Source organism: Embleya sp. NPDC056575, from assembly GCF_042793325.1.
Taxonomy (GTDB): Bacteria; Actinomycetota; Actinomycetes; order Streptomycetales; family Streptomycetaceae; genus Embleya.
Map to the genome: position 1 here is coordinate 20,788 of NZ_JBHTVA010000051.1, position 22,085 is coordinate 42,872.

The window sequence follows — 22,085 nt, forward strand, 5'->3', positions numbered from 1 at the left end:
GTGTCGGATGGGTGGGCGCGTCGTTGGTGGGGTGTGGGTCGTTGGGATGGGCTGACGGATGGTCAGTGGGCGCTGGTGGAGCCTCTGCTGCCGGAACGGGCGCGGCGGCGGCGGGGCGGCCGGTGGCTCGATCGGCGGGCCGTGATCGACGCGGTGGCCTGGAAACACGAGCGCCGGTGTGCGTGGTGGGAACTGCCGGAGCGGTTCGGGCCGTGGCGGACCGTCTATCACCGGTACACCGTGTGGGGCAACGACGGCACCTGGCATCGCATCCTGACCCGGCTCCAACACTGTCCCGACCCGAACGGCAATCTGGACTGGCTGATCGAGGTCGACGCGGCGCTCGGGACCCGGGCGGCCGGTGCGCGGGTCGAGCGGGGGGACGAGTCGGCGGCGCCGTGATGCCCGGCCCGTGGTGGCCCCGCGCCTTCCTGTCCGGACGCGACGGCGTGTCCGCGCGTGCCGAGCGCGGTGGGCGATCGCCGGTCGCCCGCCCCGCGATCAGGCCGCGCCCCCCGCGCGCACCTGGTCGACGAACTCGGCGAGGCCGCTGGGTGTGACCCGTGCCAGGATCGTCGCCGGCGCGACGGAGATGCCGTACCGCTTGCCGAGCACGTCCGCGAACTCGATCGCGAGGGTCGCGTCCACGCCCAGTTCGGCGAAGGTGTCGTCGGGGTCGATCCGGGTCACGTCGAGGGAGATGAGTCGGGCGGTCTGATCGACGATCTCGTCCAGAAGAGCGGCGTTGACGGACATGGCGTGGCTCCTTGGCGGGTCATGGATGTGTCCCCGACGGAGAGAGGGGGCGGTGAACGGGCACGGGCGTGGCGGCCGACGGCGAGAACGGTCCGGGCCGGCCCGTCGACCGGGCTCCGAGGCCGCCGATCGACGGCATCGGCTCCCGTCGTACCGGAGGAAACGCTAGTCGGCGCCCCGGTTCCGGCGGTAGGACACAATCGGCTCGGCGCGGGTGGCGAAGCATGGCGATTCGCCGTGGGGACCAGGCCGGCGGCGGTTCGGCCGGGCATGGCGGCGGGGCACCGCGAGGGTGCCGGGGCGCGTGTCGGGCCGGGCCTACAGGGGCGGGTTGAGGCCCTCGAAGAAGGCGAGTAACACGGCCTCGCGCAGAGCGGGCGGCAGGTGGTCCAGGAGCGCGTGTACCGGGGCGAGTCGGCCGTCGGTCAACAGGCCCGTCTCGACCATGAGTTCGGTCAGCGCGTCGGGCGATACCCCGCCGTCGGCGGCGGCGAGCGCGGTGAGCCGGTCGACCGCACGCAACTGCTCGGCGGTGGGCAGCGGTTCGCGGTCGGCCGCGGTGCGGGCGGCGGTGCGAAGCGCGTGGAGCAGATCCGGGACGTGGGGGCCGTGGGTCGCGGTCATGGTCAGATGGATCGTCGGCGGTACGTTCGGCTGCGACAGTTGCGGCTGCACGGCCCAACCCAGGCGCTCCAGTTCGTCCAGGAAGGCGAAGAAGTCGACGCCGTTCGTGGTCACCGCGACCAGACTGGCGGTGGGGCTGCCCAGGACGCGCAGTTGCGGGATCTGGCCGACGCCGTCCACCAGTTCACGGGTGGCGGCCAGTGTGCGGGTGACCAACTCCCGGTATCCGTCCAGCCCGAGGTGGTGCAGCACCGCCCACGCGGCGGCGATCAGTCCACCCGACTTCGAACTCTGCATGGTCGGATTGACCACCGGATAGCCGGTCCAGTCGGACCCGACGAAGTACTGGGTCCGGCGCAGCGCCGCGGTGCGGTACAGCAGGATCGAGCAACCCTTGGGCGTGTAGCCGTACTTGTGCAGGTCCACCGAGATCGAGTCCACGCCGGGGACGCGGAAGTCCCAGGGTTGGACACGGTGTCCGAGCTGTTCGGCGAACGGCAGCACCCAGCCGCCGATGCACGCGTCCACGTGGCAGCGCACGCCGCGCCGGGCGCAGATCGCGGCGATCTCGGGTATGGGGTCGACGACGCCGTGGCCGTAGGACGGCGCCGAGGCGACCACCAGGACGGTGTCGACGTCGATCGCCCGCTCGATCGCGGCGACGTCGGCGGTCATCGTGACGGGGTCGATGTCCACGATGACGGGGTCGAGGCCGAAGTATCCGGCCGCCTTGGCCCAGGCCGCGTGCGCCGACCGGGCGAAGACGACGCGTGGGCGTGCCACGTCGGGGCGCGCGTCCCGGGCCGCCTTCGCCGCGAGCAGGCAACTCTCGGTGCCGCCGCTTGTCCAGCTCCCGGCGGCGCCCGGCGGGGCGTGCAGCTGCTCGCCGACGATCGCCACGACCTCGTGCTCCAGTGTGGCCACACTCGGGAAGGACGTCGGGTACAGGCCGTTGACGTGCAGATACAGCTCGAACGCGCGGACCGCGACGTCCTCGACCGCGGCCGAACCGGAGTCGAAGGTATTGGCCACCCCGGGCCGCCCGCGCCCGGGCTCGTCCCCGGCGTGCAGCGTGCTCAACTCCGCCAGGACCTCGGCCGCCGGCCGCCCGTCCGCGAATGTGCCCATTCGTGCCTCCCGATCGTTGCCTCGATGCGACCGATCACGACCCGATCCGGCGGTGTTCCCACGCGCTTCGACCGGGGGTTCGGGCACGGTAGCGCGGCGGGTGCGGGAAGTCTGTAGGGATCGACGCGCGGTGTTCGGCGGCATCCCGCGGGGGCGCGCCGCCGATCGGCGCAATGCCCGGTCGAACCGGGTCGTGGGTGTGGGCTGGGGTGATGAGCGAGGAGACTGCGGGTACCGTCCGTCCATCCACCGACGCGTTGCCCGGGCGGGTGGCCGCCCGGCGACGCGAACTCGGTTTGTCCGTACCGGACATCGCCCGCCGTACGGGGCTGCCCGGCGGGTGGGTGCACTCCGTCGAGTCCGGTTCGACCGCGCCGTCGGCGCCGGCCCTGTCCCGGCTCGCCGACGCGCTCGAAACCACCGTCGACGACCTGCTGGCCCCATCGTCGGCGGCCTTCACACACCGGATCGTGCCCGCGCCGGAGGGTCGGGAGGCGGCCCCGGAGCGGGAGCTGGTGGTGATGACGGAGGAGGAGTGCCTGGCCCGGGTCGCCCTGCAACTGGTCGGCCGGGTGGCCGCGCTGGACGCGCCGGATCCGTTCGTGCTGCCGGTCAACTACGTGCTGCTCGGCCGCGACGTGGTGTTCTGTACCGCCGCCGACTCGTCCCTGGCCCGCGTCGCGGGCCCGGTGCTGTTCGAGGTGGACGACATCGTCGACGCGGCGCGGATCGGCTGGAGCGTCCTGATCCGGGGCACGGCGGAGCCCGACGACGACCCCGCCGACGTGCCGGGCGCGGACGAGGGCCCGTGGCCGGCCGGGCGGCGCGACGTGTGCATCCGGATCCGCGCCGAGCGCATGACGGGGCGGCGGGTGCGACCGCCGGCGGGGGAGGCGTAGCGGGCGCGGCGGGGCGGGTGCGGCGGCGTCCGCCGGGGCGTCCGGACCACGTGCCCGCGAGGGCGCCCCGGCGGTCCCGGGCCCGACGCCGGCCGCATATCGTATGGATCATGAGCAATCACTTTGACGTCGTCGTCCTGGGTGCCGGTCCCGGCGGATACACCGCGGCGGTTCGCAGCGCGCAGCTCGGACTGCGCGTCGCGGTCGTCGAGCAGAAGTACTGGGGAGGTGTCTGCCTCAACGTCGGCTGCATCCCGTCCAAGGCGCTGCTGCGCAACGCGGAGCTGGCGCACATCTTCACGCAGGAGGCCAAGACCTTCGGGATCCGTGTCGAGGGCTCGGTCACGTTCGACTACGAGGCCGCGTTCAAGCGCAGCCGCAAGGTCGCCGACGGCCGGGTCAACGGCGTGCACTACCTGATGAAGAAGAACGGCATCACCGAGTTCGACGGGCTCGGCACGTTCGTCGACACGCACACCCTGGACGTGTCGCTCACCGCGGGCGGCGTCCAGACCGTCACCTTCGACCACTGCATCATCGCGGCCGGCGCCACCACCCGGCTGCTGCCGGGCACCTCGCTCAGCGAGCGTGTGGTCACCTACGAGGAGCAGATCCTCACCGACCGACTGCCGGAGAGCATCATCATCGCGGGCGCCGGAGCGATCGGCGTGGAGTTCGCGTACGTTCTGCACAACTACGGCGTGAAGGTGACCATCGTCGAGTTCCTCGACCGGGTCGTGCCGCTCGAGGACGTCGAGGTCTCCACCGAACTCGCCAAGCGCTACCGGCGGTTGGGCATCGAGATCCTGACCTCCACGCGGGTCGAGTCGATCGACGACAGCGACCCGAACACCAAGGTCCGGGTCACCGTGACCCGCGACGGGCAGCAGCAGGTCCTGGAGGCGGACAAGGTCCTGCAGGCGATCGGCTTCGCGCCGCGCGTGAGCGGATACGGCCTGGAGAACACCGGCGTCGCCCTCACCGAGCGCGGCGCGATCGACGTGGACGGCCGCGGCCGGACCAACGTCCCGCACATCTACGCGATCGGCGACGTCACCGCGAAGCTGATGCTCGCGCACGCGGCCGAGTCGATGGCGGTGATCGCCGCCGAGACGATCGCGGGCGCCGAGACGATGGAACTCGACTTCCCGATGATCCCGCGCGCCACCTACTGCCAGCCGCAGATCGCCAGCTTCGGCTGGACGGAGGCGCAGGCGCGGGAGAAGGGCTTCGACGTACAGGTCGCCAAGTTCCCGTTCACGGCCAACGGCAAGGCGCACGGCCTGGGCGACCCGGTCGGCTTCGTCAAGGTGATCAGCGACGGCACCCACGGCGAACTCCTGGGCGCCCACCTGATCGGCCCCGAGGTCACCGAACTCCTCCCCGAACTCACCCTGGCCCAACAGTGGGACCTCACCGTCCACGAGGTGGCCCGCAACGTCCACGCCCACCCAACCCTCGGCGAAGCCGTCAAGGAAGCCATCCACGGCCTCGCCGGCCACATGATCAACATGTGACGAGGCGGACCTTCGGGGCTCGCCCCGCAGGACCCCGGAGCCGGAGCCACCCGATGAAGGCTCCGTGACGGCGATCCGGACCAGTCCGGGATCCCTCCGGGATCGACCCCGGCCGTCGATCGTGCCCGCGAAGGCGCGATCGACGGCCTCCCCCGCGCCCTCCGATCCGACCGGGGCGGCGGCGCCAAAGCCTCACGAAACCGTTGGTCCACGACCACGCTCCGGTGCCCCCGCGGCGCGTGCGCCAAGGCATCACCCGCCGGGTGGGGTTCATTCGCGGCTGTGCGGGCGATGGCGGCCGCGGGTATCGGTTGCCGCGAGGGAAGTGGCAGTGGGGGTGGCTATGTTGCGCGCATGATCTTTCGTGAGCGTGCTTTGTCCAAGGCGGTCGACCAGCTTGAGCGGGCCTTGGGAGAGCAGGACGAAGCGTTGCTCAATGCGGCATTTCACGCGTTGAGCGGGGCGTTGCAAGGGGCGAAGCCGGCGAGTTGTGTGGAGGCGGGGCCGCGGATGGCGGCGCTGTTGCCGCGGATTCCGATGGGGGCCGAGGGGATTCTTGCCGTGATGGTCGGGGCCTGTGTGGAGCACGGGGCCGACCCGGAGGTCTGTTCGGGGCCGATCCTCGCCGGGGTGGGTGAGGCCATGCGTGATGTGATGGCGTTTCCGGCGTTGTGGGAGGAGACGGTCGGGGGCGAACTGCCGGAACGCGACCACCTGGTGCTCGGTGAGGTGGTGGAGCGGATCGCGGCGGTCGGCGGCATGGACGGGCGGAAATTCGGCGCGGTGTCCGCGTGGATGCAGTTGCCGCTGTGGGAGATGGCCGGTGTCGCGGTGCTCCTCCACGCCGGGATACGCCGGGCGGCGCAGGCCGACGGGACGTTGGTCGCGCTGGTCGAGGAGGCCGCGCGCGGGGACGCGGACCTCAAGTGCCTGCGCTACCTGCTCAAGATGTTCGACGACGAGCCCTTGGTCGTTCTGCACCGTCCCTCCGGGACGGGATACCGGATGCGGGTGACCCGGATCGGTGACAACTTCCAACTGCACACGCTTTTGGCGCACCTCCTCGTCGGAGGCGGCCACATTGCCGGTGAGGCACCGTCGGCCGAGGCGGTGGCCGCGTCCCGGGACGCCGTGCCCGATGGGGAACCGCAGACGACCGGCGCGTTCAACCTGTGCGCGGCGGACGGCTCGTGGATCTGGAACGAGGGCTGCCCGGCGGACATCCCGCTCGTCGACGGCGAGCGCCTGTTGGTGCTGGATCCGCCGACGTACGGCCGCACTTGGAACGCCGGCCGGTTCTACCCGGCCCTGCCCGGCGACCTCACCCTGGACGCGGTGCTGACCCGGGGCGAGACCGAGGCGTACATGGCCAAGATCGGCCCCGCCCGCGCCTGGCCGGACGCCGACTGACATCTACCGCCGCTCGTGTTCGGGTTACTTTCGGCGGTTGTGGTAGGCGATGGTGAGGATCGCGAGTAGTGGGCCCCACAGGATCAACGGGGCGTAGCAGATGTAGTAGGAGGTGGCTTCCCAGCCGCCCGCCCGGCCCGGGAAGTCGTCGGGCAGTTCGTCGCCGCGGATGGTGGTGCCCATGATTTCGGTGGCCAGGGTCAGGACCGTCCACAGGAGGGTCAGGAACGTGGCGCCGAGCGCGGCGACGATCGTGACCGGCTTCGGGGACACTCGACGGCCGCCGAGGATGGGGATCCGACGCGGGAAGACCTCGCCCCAGCGGGCGATCAGGCCGATCGCGGTGAAGGCGACGGCCTCGGAGAAGGCGGACAGGAAGACGATGTAGCACCGCTCGCCGATGCCGATGTCGTTGTCGAAGACCGCCGCGAGTCGCCAGAGGCCGGCCGGTAGCACGGGGAACGGGACGGCGTAGGCGATGAGTTGTACGCGGCGGGACACACCGGGCACGGGCTCGTGGGCGGCGTGCCACGCGGCGCGAAGTTGGCCCGGGTGGGCGGTGGTGGAGGTGGACGGGGTTCCGTCTCGGATTTCGGTGTGGTGCGGCGGCTGCATGTGGGAGGTCCCGTGTTCGGTGGGCCGACTTGGGTCGACTCGCTCGCCGACCAAGATCGCAGCAGGCGGCGCCCCCGCGGATCGTTCGCCGGACTGAGCCGAGTGCGCTTCGTGGCGCACGAATTCGCGCGACCGGAGGATGATGGCGGATGGCCGCCCCCGACCTGGGTCGCATCCTCGGAAGGGTCGGCCGGGGGCGGGATGCGCCACGAACCAAGGGGCGTCCCGGCGCCATCCGACGCGAGATCGCGCCCCCGGGCCGCGCCCGCTACTAGACTCGCGGCTTCCGATCCGCGCACGCCTGGGGGCACTTGATGAGCGTCGACGAACGTTTCGAGCGGGCGAGGTTGCTCTACGAGCGGTCGGTATTCGGCGCCGACGCCGCCGCGTTGCCCGCCGCCGATCGGGAACTCGACGCCGTCGAGGCCGACTTGGCCCTGTCTCGAGGTCGCATCCTGCACGCCCGCTTTCTCGAGCGCCGGTCGGACGGGGAGGATCCGCGCGAGTCGGCCCTGTTCGAACGTGCCGCGGAGCTGTACCGGAATCTGGGCGACGAACGCGGCGAGGGCGAGGCGTTGTTCTGGATCGGCGTGCTGCACCAGGTGATCCGCGATGACGACGCCGCGGCGGTGCCGGCCCTCGAACGTTCCCTGGAGTTGGCCACGGGAGCCGACGACCGGCGGACGATGTCGTACGCGCTCCGGCACCTGGGCATCGCCGAGCACCGGGCCGGCCGGCTCGATCAGGCGCGAGAGCGGTTGGAGTGGTCGACCCGGCTGCGCCGCGAACTCGACTTCCCCGCCGGGGTCGCGGCCAACCTGGTCGGCCTTGCCTACATCGCCGCAGGCCAAAACCGCCGCGACGACGCGCTCGCGCTGATCGAGGAGGCGAACGGCCTCGCCGAGGCGGCCGACGCGAAGGGCGTCACCGCCTCGATCGAGGAGGCCCGCACCGCCCTGACCGAGGCCGTCCCGCCCGCCTGACACCGCCACGCGCGGCCGTCAACTCGCCTGTTCCGCAGGCGCGTTGCGGGGCAGCAGCAGTACGGCCGGCAGGCATACCACGGTGACCACGAGCACCGTGACCAGGCTGACCGTCATCGCGTGCGCGGGGGCGCCGGCGTGGAAGTAGATCGTGGTCACGGTCGCCGAACCGATGCCGGCGGCCAATTGTTGGATCGCGGTGAGCGCCCCGCCGGCGCTGCCCGCCTCGTCGGGCGCGATGTCGCCGAGGGCGATGTCGAAGATGGTGCCGAAGCACGTACCCATCCCGAGGCCGGTGACCAGCACCGCCGGGGCCAGGGCCCACAGGCTCAGATCGGTACCGTGCGCGACGACGAGGGCGAGCAGCCATCCGGTGCCGACCAGGGTGATCAGCATGCCGATCAGGATGAGTGTGCGGCCGAGTCGCCGGGTGAGGGCCATGCACGCGCCGGCGGCGATGATGATCCCGATGGTCAGCGGCAGCAGGCCGAGGGCCGCGTCGCGGGGGCCGGCGTTCAGGGCCTGCTGCATGAAGAGCGAGACGACATACGTCGATCCGCTGGTGACGGCGAAGAACAGCAGGCCGACGATCAGACCGGCCGTGAAGCCGCGATTGCTCAACAGTGACGGCTTGATCAGCGGGTTCGCGGCGATTCGCTGGCGCCGCGCGAACAGGGCCAGCGCGACCAGGCCGACCGCGAGGGAGCCGACGGGCAGGGCGTCCCAGCCGTTGGCGGAGCCCTCGATGAGGCCGAACATCAGGCCGAACATGGTCACGCCCAGGTAGCCGGCGCCGGGCCCGTCCACGGTGAGCGAGCGGTCCCCGTCGTCGTGCGGGAGCAGGCGCAGCGCGGCGATGATGCCGACACCGCCCAGGATCAGGTTGACCAGGAAGATCGGCCGCCAGGACAGCCCGGCCACATCGGCGTCGATGACGAACCCGGCCAGGACCGGCCCGCCGACGGTGGCCAGGCCGAGCAGCGGGCCGAACAGGTTGAACGCCTTGGCCAACATCTCGCGCGGAAACGTCCTGGTCATGATCGCCATGCCCTGCGGGAGGAGCAGTGCTCCGAAGGCGCCCTGGACCACGCGGGCGACCACGAGCAGCACCGGATCCGGCGCCAGTCCGCAGCCGGCCGAGGCCGCCGTGAAGCCGATCATGCCGATCAGGAACAGTCGACGCTGACCGAACTTGTCGCCCAGGCGACCGCCGACCACCAGCAGTACGCCCATGGCCAGCGCGTACGCCGCGCCGAGCCACTTGATCAGCGTCTCGCCGCCGCCTACGTCGTCCACGATCGTGGGCGCGGCGATGTTGGTCACCGTCGAGTCGATCATGTCCAGGGCGTCGGCCACCAGGACGAGGCCGAGGATCAGCCACAGGACGGTTCGTGAGGGTGACACCTGCGCCGGCGTCGGGGCGGATTCGGTGAGGACGGACATGGCGGACTCCGGAGGCAGGTCGGCATGAGGGCCGTGAGCGGGGGTGGGCCGGGCGGGCGCCGCACGGGCTCGGCGTACACGGTGCGTACGGCGACAAGCGAGCAAGGCGAGCGGGCGGGCCCGGGCGAGTGCCCTCCCAGGGGACCACACTCACTACAAAACCGCAATCACTACGGATTCATAATCATGATGAAATCCTCAACACTACGAGTACACCATCACTACGGATCCGTAATACCTGTGACTTTGTTAGGATCGCCCCATGACTGACAGTCGGCCGCGGACACCCGCGCAGCCTCCCGCGGGCCGCCGCCGGCAACCCGCGGCGAAACCCCGACCCGCGTCGGAGACACCGGCCGCCGCCGCGATGCCCGCCCCCTCCGAACCCCTCGGCCGCCGCGAACGCAAGAAGGCCGCCACCCGCAAGGCCCTCTCCGACGCCGCGCTACGCCTGTTCCTGGAGCGCGGCTTCACCGAGGTGACGGTCGCCGAGATCGCCGAGGCCGCGGACACCGCCGTCACCACGCTCTTCGCACACTTCCCCGGCGGCAAGGAAGCGTTGATCCTGAACGACGGCGACGAGCGCGAGGCGGCCCTGATCGCGGCGGTCCGCGAACGCCCCGAAGACAGCTCGATCCTGACCGCCCTGCACACGTTCCTGACCCGGCGGGGGCCGTTCCGTCCCGACCCGGATCCCGAGTTCCGCCGTCGGGCCGAACTCGTGGTGGCCACCCCGGCGTTGCGCGCGTACGCCAGATCGTTGTGGATCGGCTGCGAGGCGGCCCTGGCCCGGGTGATCGCCGAGGAGACCGGCCGCGACCCCGACGACCTGTCGCTGCGCGTCCTGGCCCGCTACGTGTTGGAGACCCCCGACCTGGCCGGCGGGGAACCCGACCCCCGCCGGGCGCTGGACGTCGTGTTCACCCACCTGCGCCGAGGATGGCCGGACCTGTAGGAACCGGCCACGCCCCTACCGCGACTCCAACAACCAATGCCGGCTCGTCGTCCACCCCACCAGCCGTCGGCCCGCGCCGTTGTCGAGCGTGCCCCGAGCGTTGAAGCGTGCGCCGGTGGCGACCGCGCGCAGCCCGAACACCGCCGGTGCCAGCCGGCGGCCCACGTGGTCGGGATACCGGGCGGCCTCGTCGTCCGACCAGGACTCCACCTCGGCCCGCTCCGCCTCGCCGCACAGCGACAGGTGGAACACCATCTGCCGCCACGCGTACGCCGCGTCCTTCACCATGCCCAGCGGCCGCGGGTTGCCCTGCGTGCGCGCCGTCAACCGGCACACCGCGGTGAACGAACGCCGGGCCAGGTCGGCCCAGTTCGGCTCGACCCCGACCGGTCCGGCGAGTGCCGCCAGGTTGTGCGTGGTCAGGATCTGCGCATGCTCGAGCACCACGCCGTTCGAGGCCACGGACCACCCCGCCCCGACCCCGCCCCGAGATCGGCACATCTCGCCGAACCGGGCGAGCGACGCGTCGGAGTAGGCACGCCAGTCCGGGTCCCCGTTCACCCATTCGGCCATCGCGGCGTAGTCGATGTCGAAGTACCGCTCGTACAACGACCCTTCCAGGATCCCGCCGGCCAGCACCGCGGCACCCAGGAACTTCCGGGAGAACCGGCCCATGAAGATGTCCGCCGCCAACTCCTCCACCCACGGCACCCGCACCCCCGCACCGGCGGTGAGCGCGGACAGCTGGGCGATCATCGGATTGGGCAGGATCGTCGCCGGGAAGCCGGTCAGGGCCAGCTTGCCGAGGCGGGTCGACACCGTGCGGGCCTGCTCCCGGGCCTCGATGCCGTGCTCGCGCCGACCGGACACGGCGGCCACCCACGGCAGTTCCTCGGCCCTGACCTGGTGCCGCAGATTCACCAGCAACAACGAGCGACGGTTGCCGAACGCCCGATGGTGCGCGCTCATCAGCGCCCGCAACGACGCCTCGGGGTATGCCTGTGCCGTCGTCGAGGCGACCAACTGCGGTACCAGCTCGGCCAGTACCTCGGCCGACGGCACGATGCCGCGTTCGATCAGCGTCCCGATCGGCGCACTCAGCGCCCGCTCGACCAACCGCCGGATGGCCACCGGGATCTCCGCGTGCGCCGGCACACCGGTCGCCTCCTGCTCGGCCGTCGTGACCGGCCCGAGCAGCGCGCCGGTGTCGGTCGTCCCGGCATCCTGCGGAAGGTCGCCCAACCGCCGCACCACCACGCGGGCCGACTCGTGGTGCGTCGGCCGCTTCGCATCGTCCGCCTGCCGCCCGCGCAGTCGGGTGTGCTCGGCGGATCCGGGGACACCGCGCCGACCCACCATCGAGCGGATCGTGTGCCGGACCAGTCCGAGCCGGCGCGCGTCGAGCGGGCGTCCGGCGAGGACATCCGCCAGGGCCGTGCGCAGGATGCTCTGATTCTGCTTCGGGTCGCGGTGTTTGCCGCACAGGCGATGCTCGGCCGCCAATACCTGGTACCGGTCCAGCAGTTCGCGTCCGCGCAGTCGCCAATCCGGGTCCGGGTCGCGGGTGAGGACATGGCCGGTGTCGACGTCGGTGACCTCGAGCCAGAGCACGAGCAGCTCGTCCGTGAAGGGGTTCCAGACGGCAAGGGCCTCGCGCATCGCCTCGATCGCGCGCTTCGGCGGGCGCCGAGCCACCTCGGCGCGGGCCTCGCCGACCGTACGCCGGTACGCCGTCGAGGGGTCGGGCGCGGGGGCGGACGTCGGGCGCGGCGCGAAGCGCAGGCGGTCCGCGAACGGCGCGATCGTCTCCAGGAGTTCGAGCGCCGCGGCCCGCTCGCCCGCTCGGGCCAGCCAGGCCACCGCGAGCAGCGCGGCCTCCTCCGGCACGGTCACCTCGTAGTGGCCGCCGTCGAGCATCGTGGTGAGTTCGGCCAGGCCCGCATCGCTCAGGTGATACTCGAACAGGGCGCGCCGATCGGCCGGTACGCCCGCGCGGCGCGCGAGCTCGACCTCGTGCGGCAACAGCGGGCCGCCGGCACTCGCCGCCCCGGTGGCGAATCCGCCGCGGACCACCTCGGGCGTCACCCAGGCCGGGAACCCCGCGACGGGCGTGCGCGAGCCGATCCGCAACGACCCGTCGCGCAGACCGTGCATCACTTGGCGCCAACGCCCGAGCCGGAGTTCGGCACGGCGGCGGGTGTCCGCGTCCTCGTGGGTCGCGGCCGTGCGGAGGGCCTGGGCCAGTTGCCCGCCGATGTAGGTACCGTCGGCGTTCTCGGGTGTGGGGCCCTGTCGCTGCTCTTCGTTGTCGTTCATAGCCGGCATGGCGGGTTCCGCCCCCGCGCCCTCCGGGTCCGAAGCCCGGTGCTCTACTGCTGAGCTACACGCCGTCGTCGTTGCGGGCTCAGGCTAGAGGCGGACCCGGGGACGGAACAATCGCATTTACGGCGGGGTTTGGTCCGCCTCGGGTGCGTCAAGCCTGCCTGGCGGGGCCGGACTCGGCCGCGAGCTCCGCCGCGACGGGCGCGTCCGTCGCGGCCTCTTTGGCCGCGTCCTCCGCCGCATTCGTGGTCATCCGAATGTCCGGCAGCAGCAACAGCGCCAGATTCGAGGCCAATACGAGCACGGCGGCCACCAGCAGCGGCGTGGTACTGCCGATCGCCGCCGCGACCGGAGCGGCCACGGCCAGGCCGAGCGGCCGGGCCGCGAAGGAGATCAGTGTGTCGAACGAGCCCACCCGGCCCAGCGCCTCCGCCGGGATTCGGCGCTGCATCGTGGTCTCCCACAGCGGGCTGAGGATGCCGAGGCCGAGCATGGCGACGAAGTAGCCGGTCGCGACGACCGGCATCGGGGCGTGCAGGGCCAGGGTGGTGAGCGGGACGGCGTAGAGCGCGGCGCCGAACGTGGTGGCCACCAGGGGACGGCGAATCGGCAGGCGGGAGGAGACCCACACGCCGAACAGCAGTCCCACGGTGCCGACTTGGGCGATGATCACCCAGGCCCGGTCGCCGCCGAGCCGGTCCACGGCGATGATCGGCCCGAGGGTGAGCAGAAAGCCCGCCGCCAGGTGCCAGACGCCGTGCGTGATCACGCTCGCCAGGAACCAGGGGTGGCGCTTGGTCTCCTCCCACCCGGCCCGCAACTCATCCAGGAACGGCCCTGGTTCGGCCCGACGTACGACCCGCTCGGGACGCAGGCCGCCGAACGTGGCGGCCGATCCGACGAACAGCAGCCCGGTGAGCAGTGAGGACCAGCCGGCGCCGACCGCCAGCATCAGTGCGCCGGCGGCCGCGGGAGCCGCCATCTGGGCCAGGCCTTGGACCACGCCGAGTCGGGAGTTGGTCCGCATCCGCTCCGGCTCGGGCACCACCGACACGACGAGGGTATGGATCGCCGACGTGCCGAACGCGACGGCGGCGCCGGTGAGCGCGGACAGGACGGCCAGGTCGGCGATCCGGGGCGGGGCCGAGAGCAGTTCGACGCCGATCGCCAACTGCGCGGCGGCGCGTACCAGGTCGGCGATCAGCACCACCCGGTGCGGAGGGAAGCGGTCCGCCATCACCCCGGCCACCGGCAGCAGCAGCAACATCGGGATCAGCTCGCACGCCAGGACCAGGCCCAGATCGCCGTTGGAGCCGGTGTGTACGAGCGCCAGGGTCAGCGTGGTCGGGATCAGCGCGGTCGCGAAGGCCGCGAAGGAGCGGCCGAGGATCAGCCGTCGGGTCGAGGACGTCATGACCGCAATATAATTCGTCAGCGAATCTTTCGCCAGCAAATTAATGACCCGCATAGCATAATGACCGGATGCAAGGTGAGCGTCGGGACCGGACATCGGACCAGGATCGGCGGACGCGGGGCGGCGAGCGCGCGGAGCCCGGGCCGCCCGAGACCGACGACTCGGTCGACCGGCACATCGCGCGCTGGCGCGACAAGGCGCCCTTCGACGAGCGGGTGGAGGGCATCGTCACCCGCATCCAGATGCTGAACAGGCACGTGCGGCAGGTCAAGGAACGTGTGCTCGCCGAGGTGGGGCTCCAGGGCTTCGAGTTCGAGACACTGCACCGACTGTCCTCGCGCGGCGCGCCCTACCGGGCCACGCCGTCCGAACTGGCCGGCGAGCTGATGGTGTCGCCGGCCGGCATCACCGGGCGGCTCGACACCCTGGAGAAGGCCGGCCTGATCCGCCGCATCCGGGGCACCGAGGACCGCCGCCGGGTCGACGTGGAACTGACCGACACCGGCCGGGAGCGCTGGACGGCCGCGATGAAACTGCTCGACCGGGCCGAGCGGGCGATGGTCGGGCCGCTCGACGAGGCGGATCGCGATGTACTGAACGCGCTGCTGAAGCGGATGTTGTCGCGGGTGGAGAACGAGGACTGAACGGAAGCCGGGGCCGTGCCCGGACCGGGTCGGGGCACGGTCCGGGACGGGCAGGCCCGGGGCGGGTCGGGCGGTGGCTCCGGCCCGGTATCCCGCCTCACGGGCCCGACCCCTACTTCTTCACGGCCCGCAGCACGACGAACTTCGGGTCGCTCGCCACGATCTCGCAGTTGCCGAACAACCGGCGCAGCTTCACGTGGTAGCCCAGATGCCGATTGCCGATCACCCACAGTTCGCCGCCGGAGCGCAGCGCCGCGCGCGAACCGGCGAACATCCGCCACGAGACGCCCTCGGTGGTGGCCCGGTGGGTATGGAACGGCGGATTGTTCAGGATCAGGTCGACACTCTCGGGCGCCACGTCGGTCACCCCGTCGCCCACCACGAACTCGGCGCCCGCGTCGGTTCCGAGGTTCGCCTCGAAGGTGGCCCGCGCCGACGCCACCGCCTGGTGCGACTCGTCGACGAACAACACCTCCGAACGCGGATTGGCCAGCATCGCCGCCGTACCCACCACGCCGTTGCCGCAGCCCAGGTCCACCACCCGGTCGCGGCCGACGCGACGCGGCAGGTTGCGCAGCAGGAAGCGGGTACCGATGTCGAGCCGGTCGGCGCAAAAGATGCCCGCGTGGTTGACGGTCACGATCCCGGACGCCGCGCCCAGGCCGTCCGGCACCGTGTAGCCGTGCGGCCACGGGCTCGGGGTACGCGGCAGCGCGGGGTCGGGCGTGGCGAAGATCAGCCGGGCCTTCTTCACCGCGAGCGAGGTCCGGGTCGGGCCGATGATCCGCTCGAACAGCTTGAGCGTGGACGTGTGGATCTCGGTGGTCATCCCGGTGCCGACCACCACGGTGTCGGCGTGCACCCCGGGCGCGAGCCGGTGCAGCTGGTCCTCCAGCAGGGCCAGGTTCTTCGGGACGCGGACGATCAGTACGTCGATTCGCTCCGGCGGCGCGTCCTGCGTGGAGAGCAGCCGCACCCACTTCGGGTCGGCGTCGTTGCGCGCCAGGTTGGTCCGCGTGGCTTCCCGGCCGAGGAACGAGTCACTGATCTGTACCGGCCGGGACTCGGCCAGCGCGGTCGCCAGCGCGCCCCATCGGTCGCCCACGATCACGACGGAGCCGGACAGATCCGTCGGTTCGGCGTCGTCGATGCCGGCGAGGTGGCGCAGTACGTACTCGTCGGCGGCATCCCAGGCGCGTAGCAGATCACGGGGATCCTCGGGATACCGGCCGAGCTCGAACTCGCCCGAAGGCGCAGAAAACCAATTCATTATCCCCTCACCCTAGCCGCCCCCGTCGGCTGCTCGGCCCATGCGGCCGGCTCGCGCGGGGCCGGGGCCGGGGGCCGGGCCGGGGTCGGGGTCGGCCGGCGGACCGCTCGGCTAGATCGCCTGTCACCGCCGCGGCGCCGAAGTCGGCTGTGGGGCGGTCAGGTTGCGGACGTGGGGCGGAATTGGCAGGCCAGGCGGGTGGCGGCCTCGCGGAGCCAGTGGGTGGGGTTGGTTCGGGCTTCGGCGGGAGAGCCGGACAGCGCGGTCAGGTCGGCGGCGATCGGCACGCCCGGAGGCAGGGGCGCGGCGATCGAGCCGGCGATCAGCGCCACGGGGACGCCGGCGCCGTGGTGGGCCAGGTCCAGGACCGTGCCGACCACCTTGCCCTGCGCGGAGGTGGCGTCGAAGCGGCCCTCGCCGGTGATCACGAGGTCGGCGCCGACGAGGGCGTCCGGCAGGCCCGCGAGTTCGGCGACGCGGAGGGCGCCGGGCACGATCGAGGCGTTCCAGGCGGCGGCGAAGCCGTACGCGGTACCGCCCGCCGCACCGGCGCCGGGGGCGGTCGGGCTGCCGCCGAGGAGGGCGGCCAGGCGGACCAGGGCGGCGTCCAGGGCCGCGACGTCGGCCGGGGTCGCGCCCTTCTGCGGGCCGAAGACGGCCGCCGCGCCGGTCGGGCCGAGCAGGGGATTGGTGACGTCGGTGAGGATCTGTACGCCGCCGGGCGGAGGCGCCGCGAGCGTACTCGTGTCGATGTCGGCGAGGCGGGCCAAGGGGCCGCCGCCGTACGGCAGTTCCCGGCCGTCGTGGTCGCGGAAGCGGGCGCCGAGCGCGGCCAGGGCGCCGGTGCCGCCGTCGGTCGAGGCCGAACCGCCCACCGCGACCACCAGGGCGGACACGCCGGCCCGCAGCGCCGCGCCGACGACCACGCCGAGGCCGGCGGTATGCGCCCCGGCCGGATCGGGCGCGGCCATCAGCGGCAGCCCCGACACGGCGGCGAGTTCGACCACGCCCGTACCGTCCGGCAACCGCAACCACACGCCGTCCACGGGCCGCCCGTCGGGCCCGGGCACCGGCCCCACCGGCACCCGCACGGCCCCCGGCACGGCCCGCGCCACCGCATCGAGCGTGCCCTCACCCCCATCCGCCAACGGCACCGACACCACCTCGTCCCCCGGCCGCCCCCGCAACCACCCCTCCGCCCACACCTCGGCCACCACCGAAGCCTCGACGGTCCCCTTGAACGAGTCGGGAGCAAGCACGATGCGCATGATGGATCCACTTTCGTATCGGTGAGAGTCGGCCGGACGCGTGCCGGCCGGGCCCGGACCCGCCTGGGGAGGCGAGGTACATGGGGACGACACCCTCCCACGTCCGCTGCGCCGACCCGGTTCCTCCGCAAGCCCGACCGGGCCGCGCACGGAGCGGTGCCGGCGCCGTTCGGCCGATTCGACGCCGCCCGGTCGGACGCGCTTGCCGGTACCTGTGCGATGGCAAGCCGGCACCGGGCTCGGGACGGCCGGATGGTGGCCGGCCGCCCCGAGCACCGGGCTGGAGGCGACTCGCGCGCTCAGTCCAGGAGTTCCGTCACGTATCGGCGTTTCAGCGTGGCCAGGACCGCGTTCGGGTCGGCGGACCAGACGTCGGCGTTGAAGATCTCCACCTCGATGTCGCCCCGGTAGCCGGCCGCCTCGACCATCGTCGCCATCGCGCGGAAGTCGATCGTGCCGTCGCCCATCATGCCGCGCGCGAGGAGGGCGTCGGCGGGCAGTGGGAGCACCCAGTCGCAGATCTGGAACGAGGCGATCCGCGTGCCGGCCCGACGGATGGCCGCCGGGAGGTAGGGGTCCCACCACACGTGGAACGCGTCCACGACCACGCCGACCTGCTCGACCGGATGCGGCTCGGCCAGGTCCAGCGCCTGATCCAGGGTGGAGAGCACCGCGCGGTCCGCGCAGTACATCGGGTGCAGCGGCTCCAACGCGAGCCGAACCCCGTGCTCCCCGGCGTACGGGGCGAGTTCGGCCAGCGCCTCGGCGACCCGCTCCCGCGCCCCTGGCAAGTCCCGTTCGTCGGCGGGCAGTCCGCCGACGACCAGGACCAGACAGGCCGCCTCCAACGCCGCGGCCTCCTCGATCGCGCGACGGTTGTCCGCGATCGCCTCGGCCCGCGCGGCCGGTTCGCGCGCGGTCAGGAACCCGCCCCGGCACAACGACGAGACGCGCAGCCCGGCCTCGCGCACGAGCTTCGCCGACTCGGCGAGCCCCACGTCGGCGACCTTGTCCCGCCACAGCCCGATCGCCGGCAGGCCCGCCCGCACACACCCCTCGACCGCCTCGTGCAGCGACCACTCCCGCGTCGTCCACTGGTTCAGCGCGAGCCGCGCCAACCGTGCGTCGCCGGCCGCGGGCGTGGGCACGCCGGCGGGTCGCCCGCTCGGGACGTCCACCGCCGTCACGTCCCCCGCCTCCGAACCCGTCGCCTCGTTCGCACTCACGACGCCACCCCCGCCACCGTCAGCAGCGCCCGCATCCGGGACGCCGCCAACTCCGGATCCGGGAACAGGCCCGCCGCGTCGGCCAGTCGGAAGGCCTCGGCCAAGTGCGGTACGGAGCGGGACGATTGTGCGCCCGCCACCATCGTGAACGCGGACTGGTTGCCGGTCAGCCAGGCCAGGAAGACGATGCCGGTCTTGTAGTGGTAGGTCGGCGCCGCGAACAGATGCCGGGACAGCGGAACGGTCGGCGCCATCAGGGCCTCGTACCGATCCGTGTCACCCGCGTCCAACGCCCGCAGCGCGCCCGCCGCGACCGGGGCGATCGCGTCGAAGATGCCGAGCAGGGCGTGGCTGAAGTGCTGCCCGTCGCCCCGGATCAGCTCCGGGTAGTGGAAGTCGTCCCCGGTGTACAGCCGTACCCCGGCGGGGAGTTGCGCGCGCAACCGGACCTCGTGGTCGCGGTCGAGCAGCGAGACCTTGACCCCGTCGACCCGATCCGCGTGCTCGCGCACCAGGTCCAGGAACGTCTCCGTCGCCGCGTCGACATCGGCGGAGCCCCAGTAGCCGGCCAGCGCCGGGTCGAACACCTCGCCCAACCAGTGCAGTACGACCGGCCGCCGCACCTGCCGCAACAGCGCGTCGTACACCCGCCGATAGTCCTCCGGCCCCTGCGCCGCCGCGGCCAGTTGCCGGCTCGCCATCAGCACGACCTTGGCGCCCGATTCCTCGACCACCGCGATCTGTTCCGTGTAGGCGGCGATCACCTGATCCACGGTCAGCCCGACGCCGGCGTGGTCCGTGCCCGCGCCGCAGGCGATCAGCGCGTACGGGTCGCCGATCGTGGCCGCCTCGGCGGCGCTGCGGCGGATCAACTCGGCGGTGGCCGCCCAGTCCAGGCCCATGTTGCGCTGCGCGGTGTCCATCGCGTCGGCGACGGCGAAGCCGTGCGACCACAGGTGGCGCCGGAAGGCGAGCGTGGCGTCCCAGTCGGGTGCCGCCGGCCGGCCCGGGGTGTTGTCGGCGAGCGGGTCGGCCACCACGTGCGCGGCGGCGTACGCGGTGCGTTCGCGGAAGGCCGGGCCGCCGGGGGCCGCGCCCAGGTGTACGCCGGTGAGTTCGTACGGCTCGACCGTGCCCGTCGTCGTGGGCAGCAACAGGCGGGCGGTCATGCGGACTTCCCGTCGAGCACGGGCAGCTCGATCCGACGGCCCTCGGCCGAGGAGCGCAGGCCGCACTCGGCCAGCTGTACGCCTCGCGCGCCCGCGAGGAAGTCGAACGCGAACGGCGCGTCGTCCACCACGTGCCGGACGAAGTCCTCCCACTGGACCTTGAATCCGTTGTCGAAGCCGCTGTCGCCCGCGTTGTCCGGGATCTCCTGCCACTGGTCCCGGAAGGACTCGGTCACCGGAAGGTCCGGGTTCCACACCGGAGTCGGCGTCGCCGAGCGGTGCTGGACGCGGCATCGACGCAGCCCGGCGACGGCGCTGCCCTCGGTGCCGTCGACCTGGAACTCCACCAGTTCGTCCCGGTTGACCCGCACCGCCCAGGACGAGTTGATCTGCGCGACCACCCCGCCCGCGAGTTCGAAGATGCCGTAGGCCGCGTCGTCGGCGGTCGCGGGGTATTCCCGGCCCTGCTCGTCCCAGCGGGTGGGGATGTGCGTGACGGCCTTGGCGGTGACCGCCTCGACCCGGCCGAACAGGTTCTCCAGGACATACGACCAGTGGCAGAACATGTCCACGACGATGCCGCCGCCGTCCTCGGCCCGGTAGTTCCAGCTCGGCCGCTGTGCGGCCTGCCAGTCGCCCTCGAACACCCAGTAGCCGAACTCGCCGCGCACGGACAGGATTCGGCCGAAGAAGCCGCCCTGGATCAACCGGCGGAGCTTGAGCAGTCCGGGCAGGAACAATTTGTCCTGCACCACGCCGTGCTTGACCCCGGCGGCGTCGGCGGCCCGGGCCAGGTCCAGCGCGCCGGTCAGGGTCTCGGCGGTCGGCTTCTCGGTGTAGATGTGCTTGCCCGCCGCGATCGCCGCGTGGATCGCCTTCTCGCGCGCCGTGGTCACCTGCGCGTCGAAGTAGATCGTGTTCGCGGGGTCGGCGAGCGCGGTGTCCAGGCTGGTCGTCCAGGCGGCGATGCCGTGCCGATCGGCCATCGCGCGCAGCTTGTCCGCGTCACGCCCGACCAGCACCGGCTCGAGCACGACCCGCGACCCGTCGGCCAGCGCCACGCCGCCCTGCTCGCGGATGGCCAGGATCGAGCGGACCAGGTGCTGGCGGTAGCCCATGCGGCCGGTGACGCCGTTCATCACGACGCCGAGGGTTTGGGTGGTGGTCATGGGGGCCTCTCGATAGGCGGGTGGACGGGAGCGGGAAAGCGCTTTCCCGTAAGCTAGAGCGCGGGGCCGTCAAGGTCAAGGGATGCGGGGCTGGAGGCACACAGCCCGCATACCGCTCCCGGCATTCACTTGGGTATGCGCTTTCCAATCGCTACTCTGTGCCCATGCCGACTCCGCCCTCCGACGCGCCTGCGGCCCGCCCGCCGGGCCCCGTCACCCTCCAGCAGGTGGCCGAGCGCGCCGGGGTCTCCTCCGCCACCGCCTCCCGTGCCCTGCACGGCAGCAACGGGACCCGGATCGTGGGGGAGGAACTGCGCAAGCGCGTACTCGACGCCGCCCGCGAACTGAGGTACGTCTCGAACGCCCCGGCCCAGGCGCTGGCCCGTTCCACGACGAGTGTGGTGGGCGTGGTGGTGCACGACGTCGCCGACCCGTATTTCGCGGCGATCGCGGCCGGCGCGATGGGCGTGGCTCGGGAGCACGGGCTGCTGGTGATGCTCGCCGCGACGTTCCGCGACCCCGAGCTGGAACTCGACTACCTGGCCCGCCTGCGTGCCCAGCGCGCCCGTGCGGTGGTCCTGGCCGGCAGCGGCTTCGCCGACCGCGAGTTCACCCGACGGCTGGCCGCCGAGGCGGACGCCTACCGCGCCGACGGCGGCCACGTGATCGCGGTCGGCTCACACGGGATCGCGGCCGACACCGTGCGTCCGGCGAACCGCGCCGGCGCCGCCCTCGCCGTGCGCCACCTGTACGACCTCGGCCACCGGCGCTTCGGCATCGTCTCCGGCCCGCGCGCGCTGACCACCGTCCGGGATCGCCTGGACGGCGCCCGGCGGCAACTCCGGTCGCTGGGGCTTCCCCTGACCCCCGGTCAGGTCGTCGACGGCGGCTTCACCCGCGAGCAGGCCCGAACCGCCGCGCACACCCTGCTGACCGGTCCGTCCGCACCGACGGCGCTCGTCGTCCTCAACGACGTGATGGCCGCCGGTGTGCTGGCCGCCCTGCGGGAGGACCTGGGCCTGCGCGTACCGGACCAGGTCTCGGTGGTGGGCTTCGACGACGTCCCCTTCGCCGCCGACCTCAACCCACCCCTGACCACGATCCGCCTCCCGTTGGCCGACATCGGCACCCAGGCCATGCACATGATCCTCACCGGCCCAACAGTCACCCCACGCACGGTGGAGGTGGACGCAGAACTGATCCCCAGATCCAGCACGGCCCCGGCCCCCGGCCCCTGACCGACGACGCGGCTGCGGCCTTGGTGCCTGGCCGT

The 22,085-nt window shown here is 72.3% G+C and carries 19 protein-coding genes and 1 tRNA gene; 8 read left to right on the forward strand and 12 right to left on the reverse strand.

Features of this window, described 5'->3' with window-relative positions:
* Positions 1 to 33 precede the first annotated feature (33 nt).
* Positions 34 to 402: a transposase gene (locus tag ACFRCG_RS33050; protein ID WP_380038289.1), complete on the forward strand. Its 369-nt coding sequence runs from the start codon at positions 34 to 36 to the stop codon at positions 400 to 402.
* A gap of 99 nt (positions 403 to 501) precedes the next feature.
* Here the strand turns inward: ACFRCG_RS33050 and ACFRCG_RS33055 are convergent, their stop codons facing one another.
* Both ACFRCG_RS33055 and ACFRCG_RS33060 read right to left on the reverse strand, forming a co-directional pair.
* Entirely contained in the window at positions 502 to 756 is a 255-nt protein-coding gene (locus ACFRCG_RS33055) for an acyl carrier protein (protein WP_380038291.1), read from the reverse strand.
* 318 nt (positions 757 to 1,074) lie between these two features.
* Positions 1,075 to 2,508 (reverse strand): aminotransferase class V-fold PLP-dependent enzyme, encoded by a 1,434-nt coding sequence (locus tag ACFRCG_RS33060; RefSeq protein WP_380038293.1) that lies wholly within the window; start codon positions 2,506 to 2,508, stop codon positions 1,075 to 1,077.
* Between the two features lie 212 nt (positions 2,509 to 2,720).
* Between ACFRCG_RS33060 and ACFRCG_RS33065 the strand changes: the two genes are divergently transcribed.
* The 3 genes from ACFRCG_RS33065 to ACFRCG_RS33075 all read left to right on the forward strand — a co-directional run bounded on the left by ACFRCG_RS33065 (position 2,721) and on the right by ACFRCG_RS33075 (position 6,334).
* A complete protein-coding gene (locus tag ACFRCG_RS33065; RefSeq protein WP_380038296.1) occupies positions 2,721 to 3,407 on the forward strand; it encodes a helix-turn-helix domain-containing protein in 687 nt (228 codons plus the stop codon).
* Between the two features lie 110 nt (positions 3,408 to 3,517).
* Positions 3,518 to 4,924: a dihydrolipoyl dehydrogenase gene (gene lpdA, locus ACFRCG_RS33070; protein ID WP_380038298.1), complete on the forward strand. Its 1,407-nt coding sequence runs from the start codon at positions 3,518 to 3,520 to the stop codon at positions 4,922 to 4,924.
* 354 nt (positions 4,925 to 5,278) lie between these two features.
* A complete protein-coding gene (locus tag ACFRCG_RS33075; RefSeq protein WP_380038300.1) occupies positions 5,279 to 6,334 on the forward strand; it encodes a hypothetical protein in 1,056 nt (351 codons plus the stop codon).
* A gap of 24 nt (positions 6,335 to 6,358) precedes the next feature.
* Here ACFRCG_RS33075 and ACFRCG_RS33080 read toward each other — a convergent pair whose 3' ends face one another.
* A complete protein-coding gene (locus ACFRCG_RS33080; RefSeq protein WP_380038302.1) occupies positions 6,359 to 6,949 on the reverse strand; it encodes a hypothetical protein in 591 nt (196 codons plus the stop codon).
* Between the two features lie 314 nt (positions 6,950 to 7,263).
* Between ACFRCG_RS33080 and ACFRCG_RS33085 the strand changes: the two genes are divergently transcribed.
* Positions 7,264 to 7,932 carry a tetratricopeptide repeat protein gene (locus tag ACFRCG_RS33085; RefSeq protein ID WP_380038304.1) on the forward strand — a complete coding sequence of 223 codons (669 nt, stop codon included), beginning with the start codon at positions 7,264 to 7,266 and terminating at the stop codon, positions 7,930 to 7,932.
* 18 nt (positions 7,933 to 7,950) lie between these two features.
* Here the strand turns inward: ACFRCG_RS33085 and ACFRCG_RS33090 are convergent, their stop codons facing one another.
* Positions 7,951 to 9,375 (reverse strand): MFS transporter, encoded by a 1,425-nt coding sequence (locus ACFRCG_RS33090; protein ID WP_380038306.1) that lies wholly within the window; start codon positions 9,373 to 9,375, stop codon positions 7,951 to 7,953.
* 262 nt (positions 9,376 to 9,637) lie between these two features.
* Here ACFRCG_RS33090 and ACFRCG_RS33095 point away from each other — a divergent pair, with 262 nt between their 5' ends.
* Entirely contained in the window at positions 9,638 to 10,330 is a 693-nt protein-coding gene (locus ACFRCG_RS33095; RefSeq protein ID WP_380038308.1) for a TetR/AcrR family transcriptional regulator, read from the forward strand.
* Between the two features lie 15 nt (positions 10,331 to 10,345).
* On the opposite strand, the gene ACFRCG_RS33100 is transcribed toward ACFRCG_RS33095, so the two are convergent.
* The 3 genes from ACFRCG_RS33100 to ACFRCG_RS33110 form a co-directional block, all read right to left on the reverse strand.
* The gene (locus ACFRCG_RS33100) at positions 10,346 to 12,646 is read right to left on the reverse strand and encodes a hypothetical protein (RefSeq protein WP_380038311.1); all 2,301 of its coding nucleotides are present in this window, start codon (positions 12,644 to 12,646) and stop codon (positions 10,346 to 10,348) included.
* A gap of 2 nt (positions 12,647 to 12,648) precedes the next feature.
* Positions 12,649 to 12,720 (reverse strand) — tRNA-Arg (locus ACFRCG_RS33105).
* An 83-nt stretch (positions 12,721 to 12,803) separates the two neighbouring features.
* The gene (locus ACFRCG_RS33110; RefSeq protein ID WP_380038313.1) at positions 12,804 to 14,066 is read right to left on the reverse strand and encodes an MFS transporter; all 1,263 of its coding nucleotides are present in this window, start codon (positions 14,064 to 14,066) and stop codon (positions 12,804 to 12,806) included.
* Positions 14,067 to 14,134: 68 nt separating this feature from the next.
* Here ACFRCG_RS33110 and ACFRCG_RS33115 point away from each other — a divergent pair, with 68 nt between their 5' ends.
* A complete protein-coding gene (locus ACFRCG_RS33115; RefSeq protein ID WP_380038315.1) occupies positions 14,135 to 14,710 on the forward strand; it encodes a MarR family winged helix-turn-helix transcriptional regulator in 576 nt (191 codons plus the stop codon).
* 112 nt (positions 14,711 to 14,822) lie between these two features.
* Here ACFRCG_RS33115 and ACFRCG_RS33120 read toward each other — a convergent pair whose 3' ends face one another.
* From ACFRCG_RS33120 to ACFRCG_RS33140, 5 genes are all read right to left on the reverse strand, one after another.
* Positions 14,823 to 15,980 (reverse strand): methyltransferase, encoded by a 1,158-nt coding sequence (locus ACFRCG_RS33120; RefSeq protein ID WP_380038317.1) that lies wholly within the window; start codon positions 15,978 to 15,980, stop codon positions 14,823 to 14,825.
* Between the two features lie 158 nt (positions 15,981 to 16,138).
* Positions 16,139 to 17,248, reverse strand: coding sequence for a glycerate kinase (locus tag ACFRCG_RS33125; RefSeq protein WP_380038319.1), 1,110 nt, complete (start codon positions 17,246 to 17,248; stop codon positions 16,139 to 16,141).
* A 299-nt stretch (positions 17,249 to 17,547) separates the two neighbouring features.
* Positions 17,548 to 18,396 (reverse strand): sugar phosphate isomerase/epimerase family protein, encoded by an 849-nt coding sequence (locus ACFRCG_RS33130; protein ID WP_380038398.1) that lies wholly within the window; start codon positions 18,394 to 18,396, stop codon positions 17,548 to 17,550.
* Positions 18,397 to 18,470: 74 nt separating this feature from the next.
* Positions 18,471 to 19,643, reverse strand: coding sequence for a dihydrodipicolinate synthase family protein (locus ACFRCG_RS33135; RefSeq protein ID WP_380038321.1), 1,173 nt, complete (start codon positions 19,641 to 19,643; stop codon positions 18,471 to 18,473).
* Positions 19,640 to 20,812, reverse strand: a complete 1,173-nt coding sequence (locus ACFRCG_RS33140) for a Gfo/Idh/MocA family protein (RefSeq protein WP_380038323.1) — start codon at positions 20,810 to 20,812, stop codon at positions 19,640 to 19,642. The genes ACFRCG_RS33135 and ACFRCG_RS33140 overlap by 4 nt, the downstream gene beginning before the upstream one ends.
* 164 nt (positions 20,813 to 20,976) lie before the next feature.
* Here ACFRCG_RS33140 and ACFRCG_RS33145 point away from each other — a divergent pair, with 164 nt between their 5' ends.
* Positions 20,977 to 22,050: a LacI family DNA-binding transcriptional regulator gene (locus tag ACFRCG_RS33145; protein WP_380038325.1), complete on the forward strand. Its 1,074-nt coding sequence runs from the start codon at positions 20,977 to 20,979 to the stop codon at positions 22,048 to 22,050.
* The last annotated feature ends 35 nt before the right edge of the window (positions 22,051 to 22,085 follow it).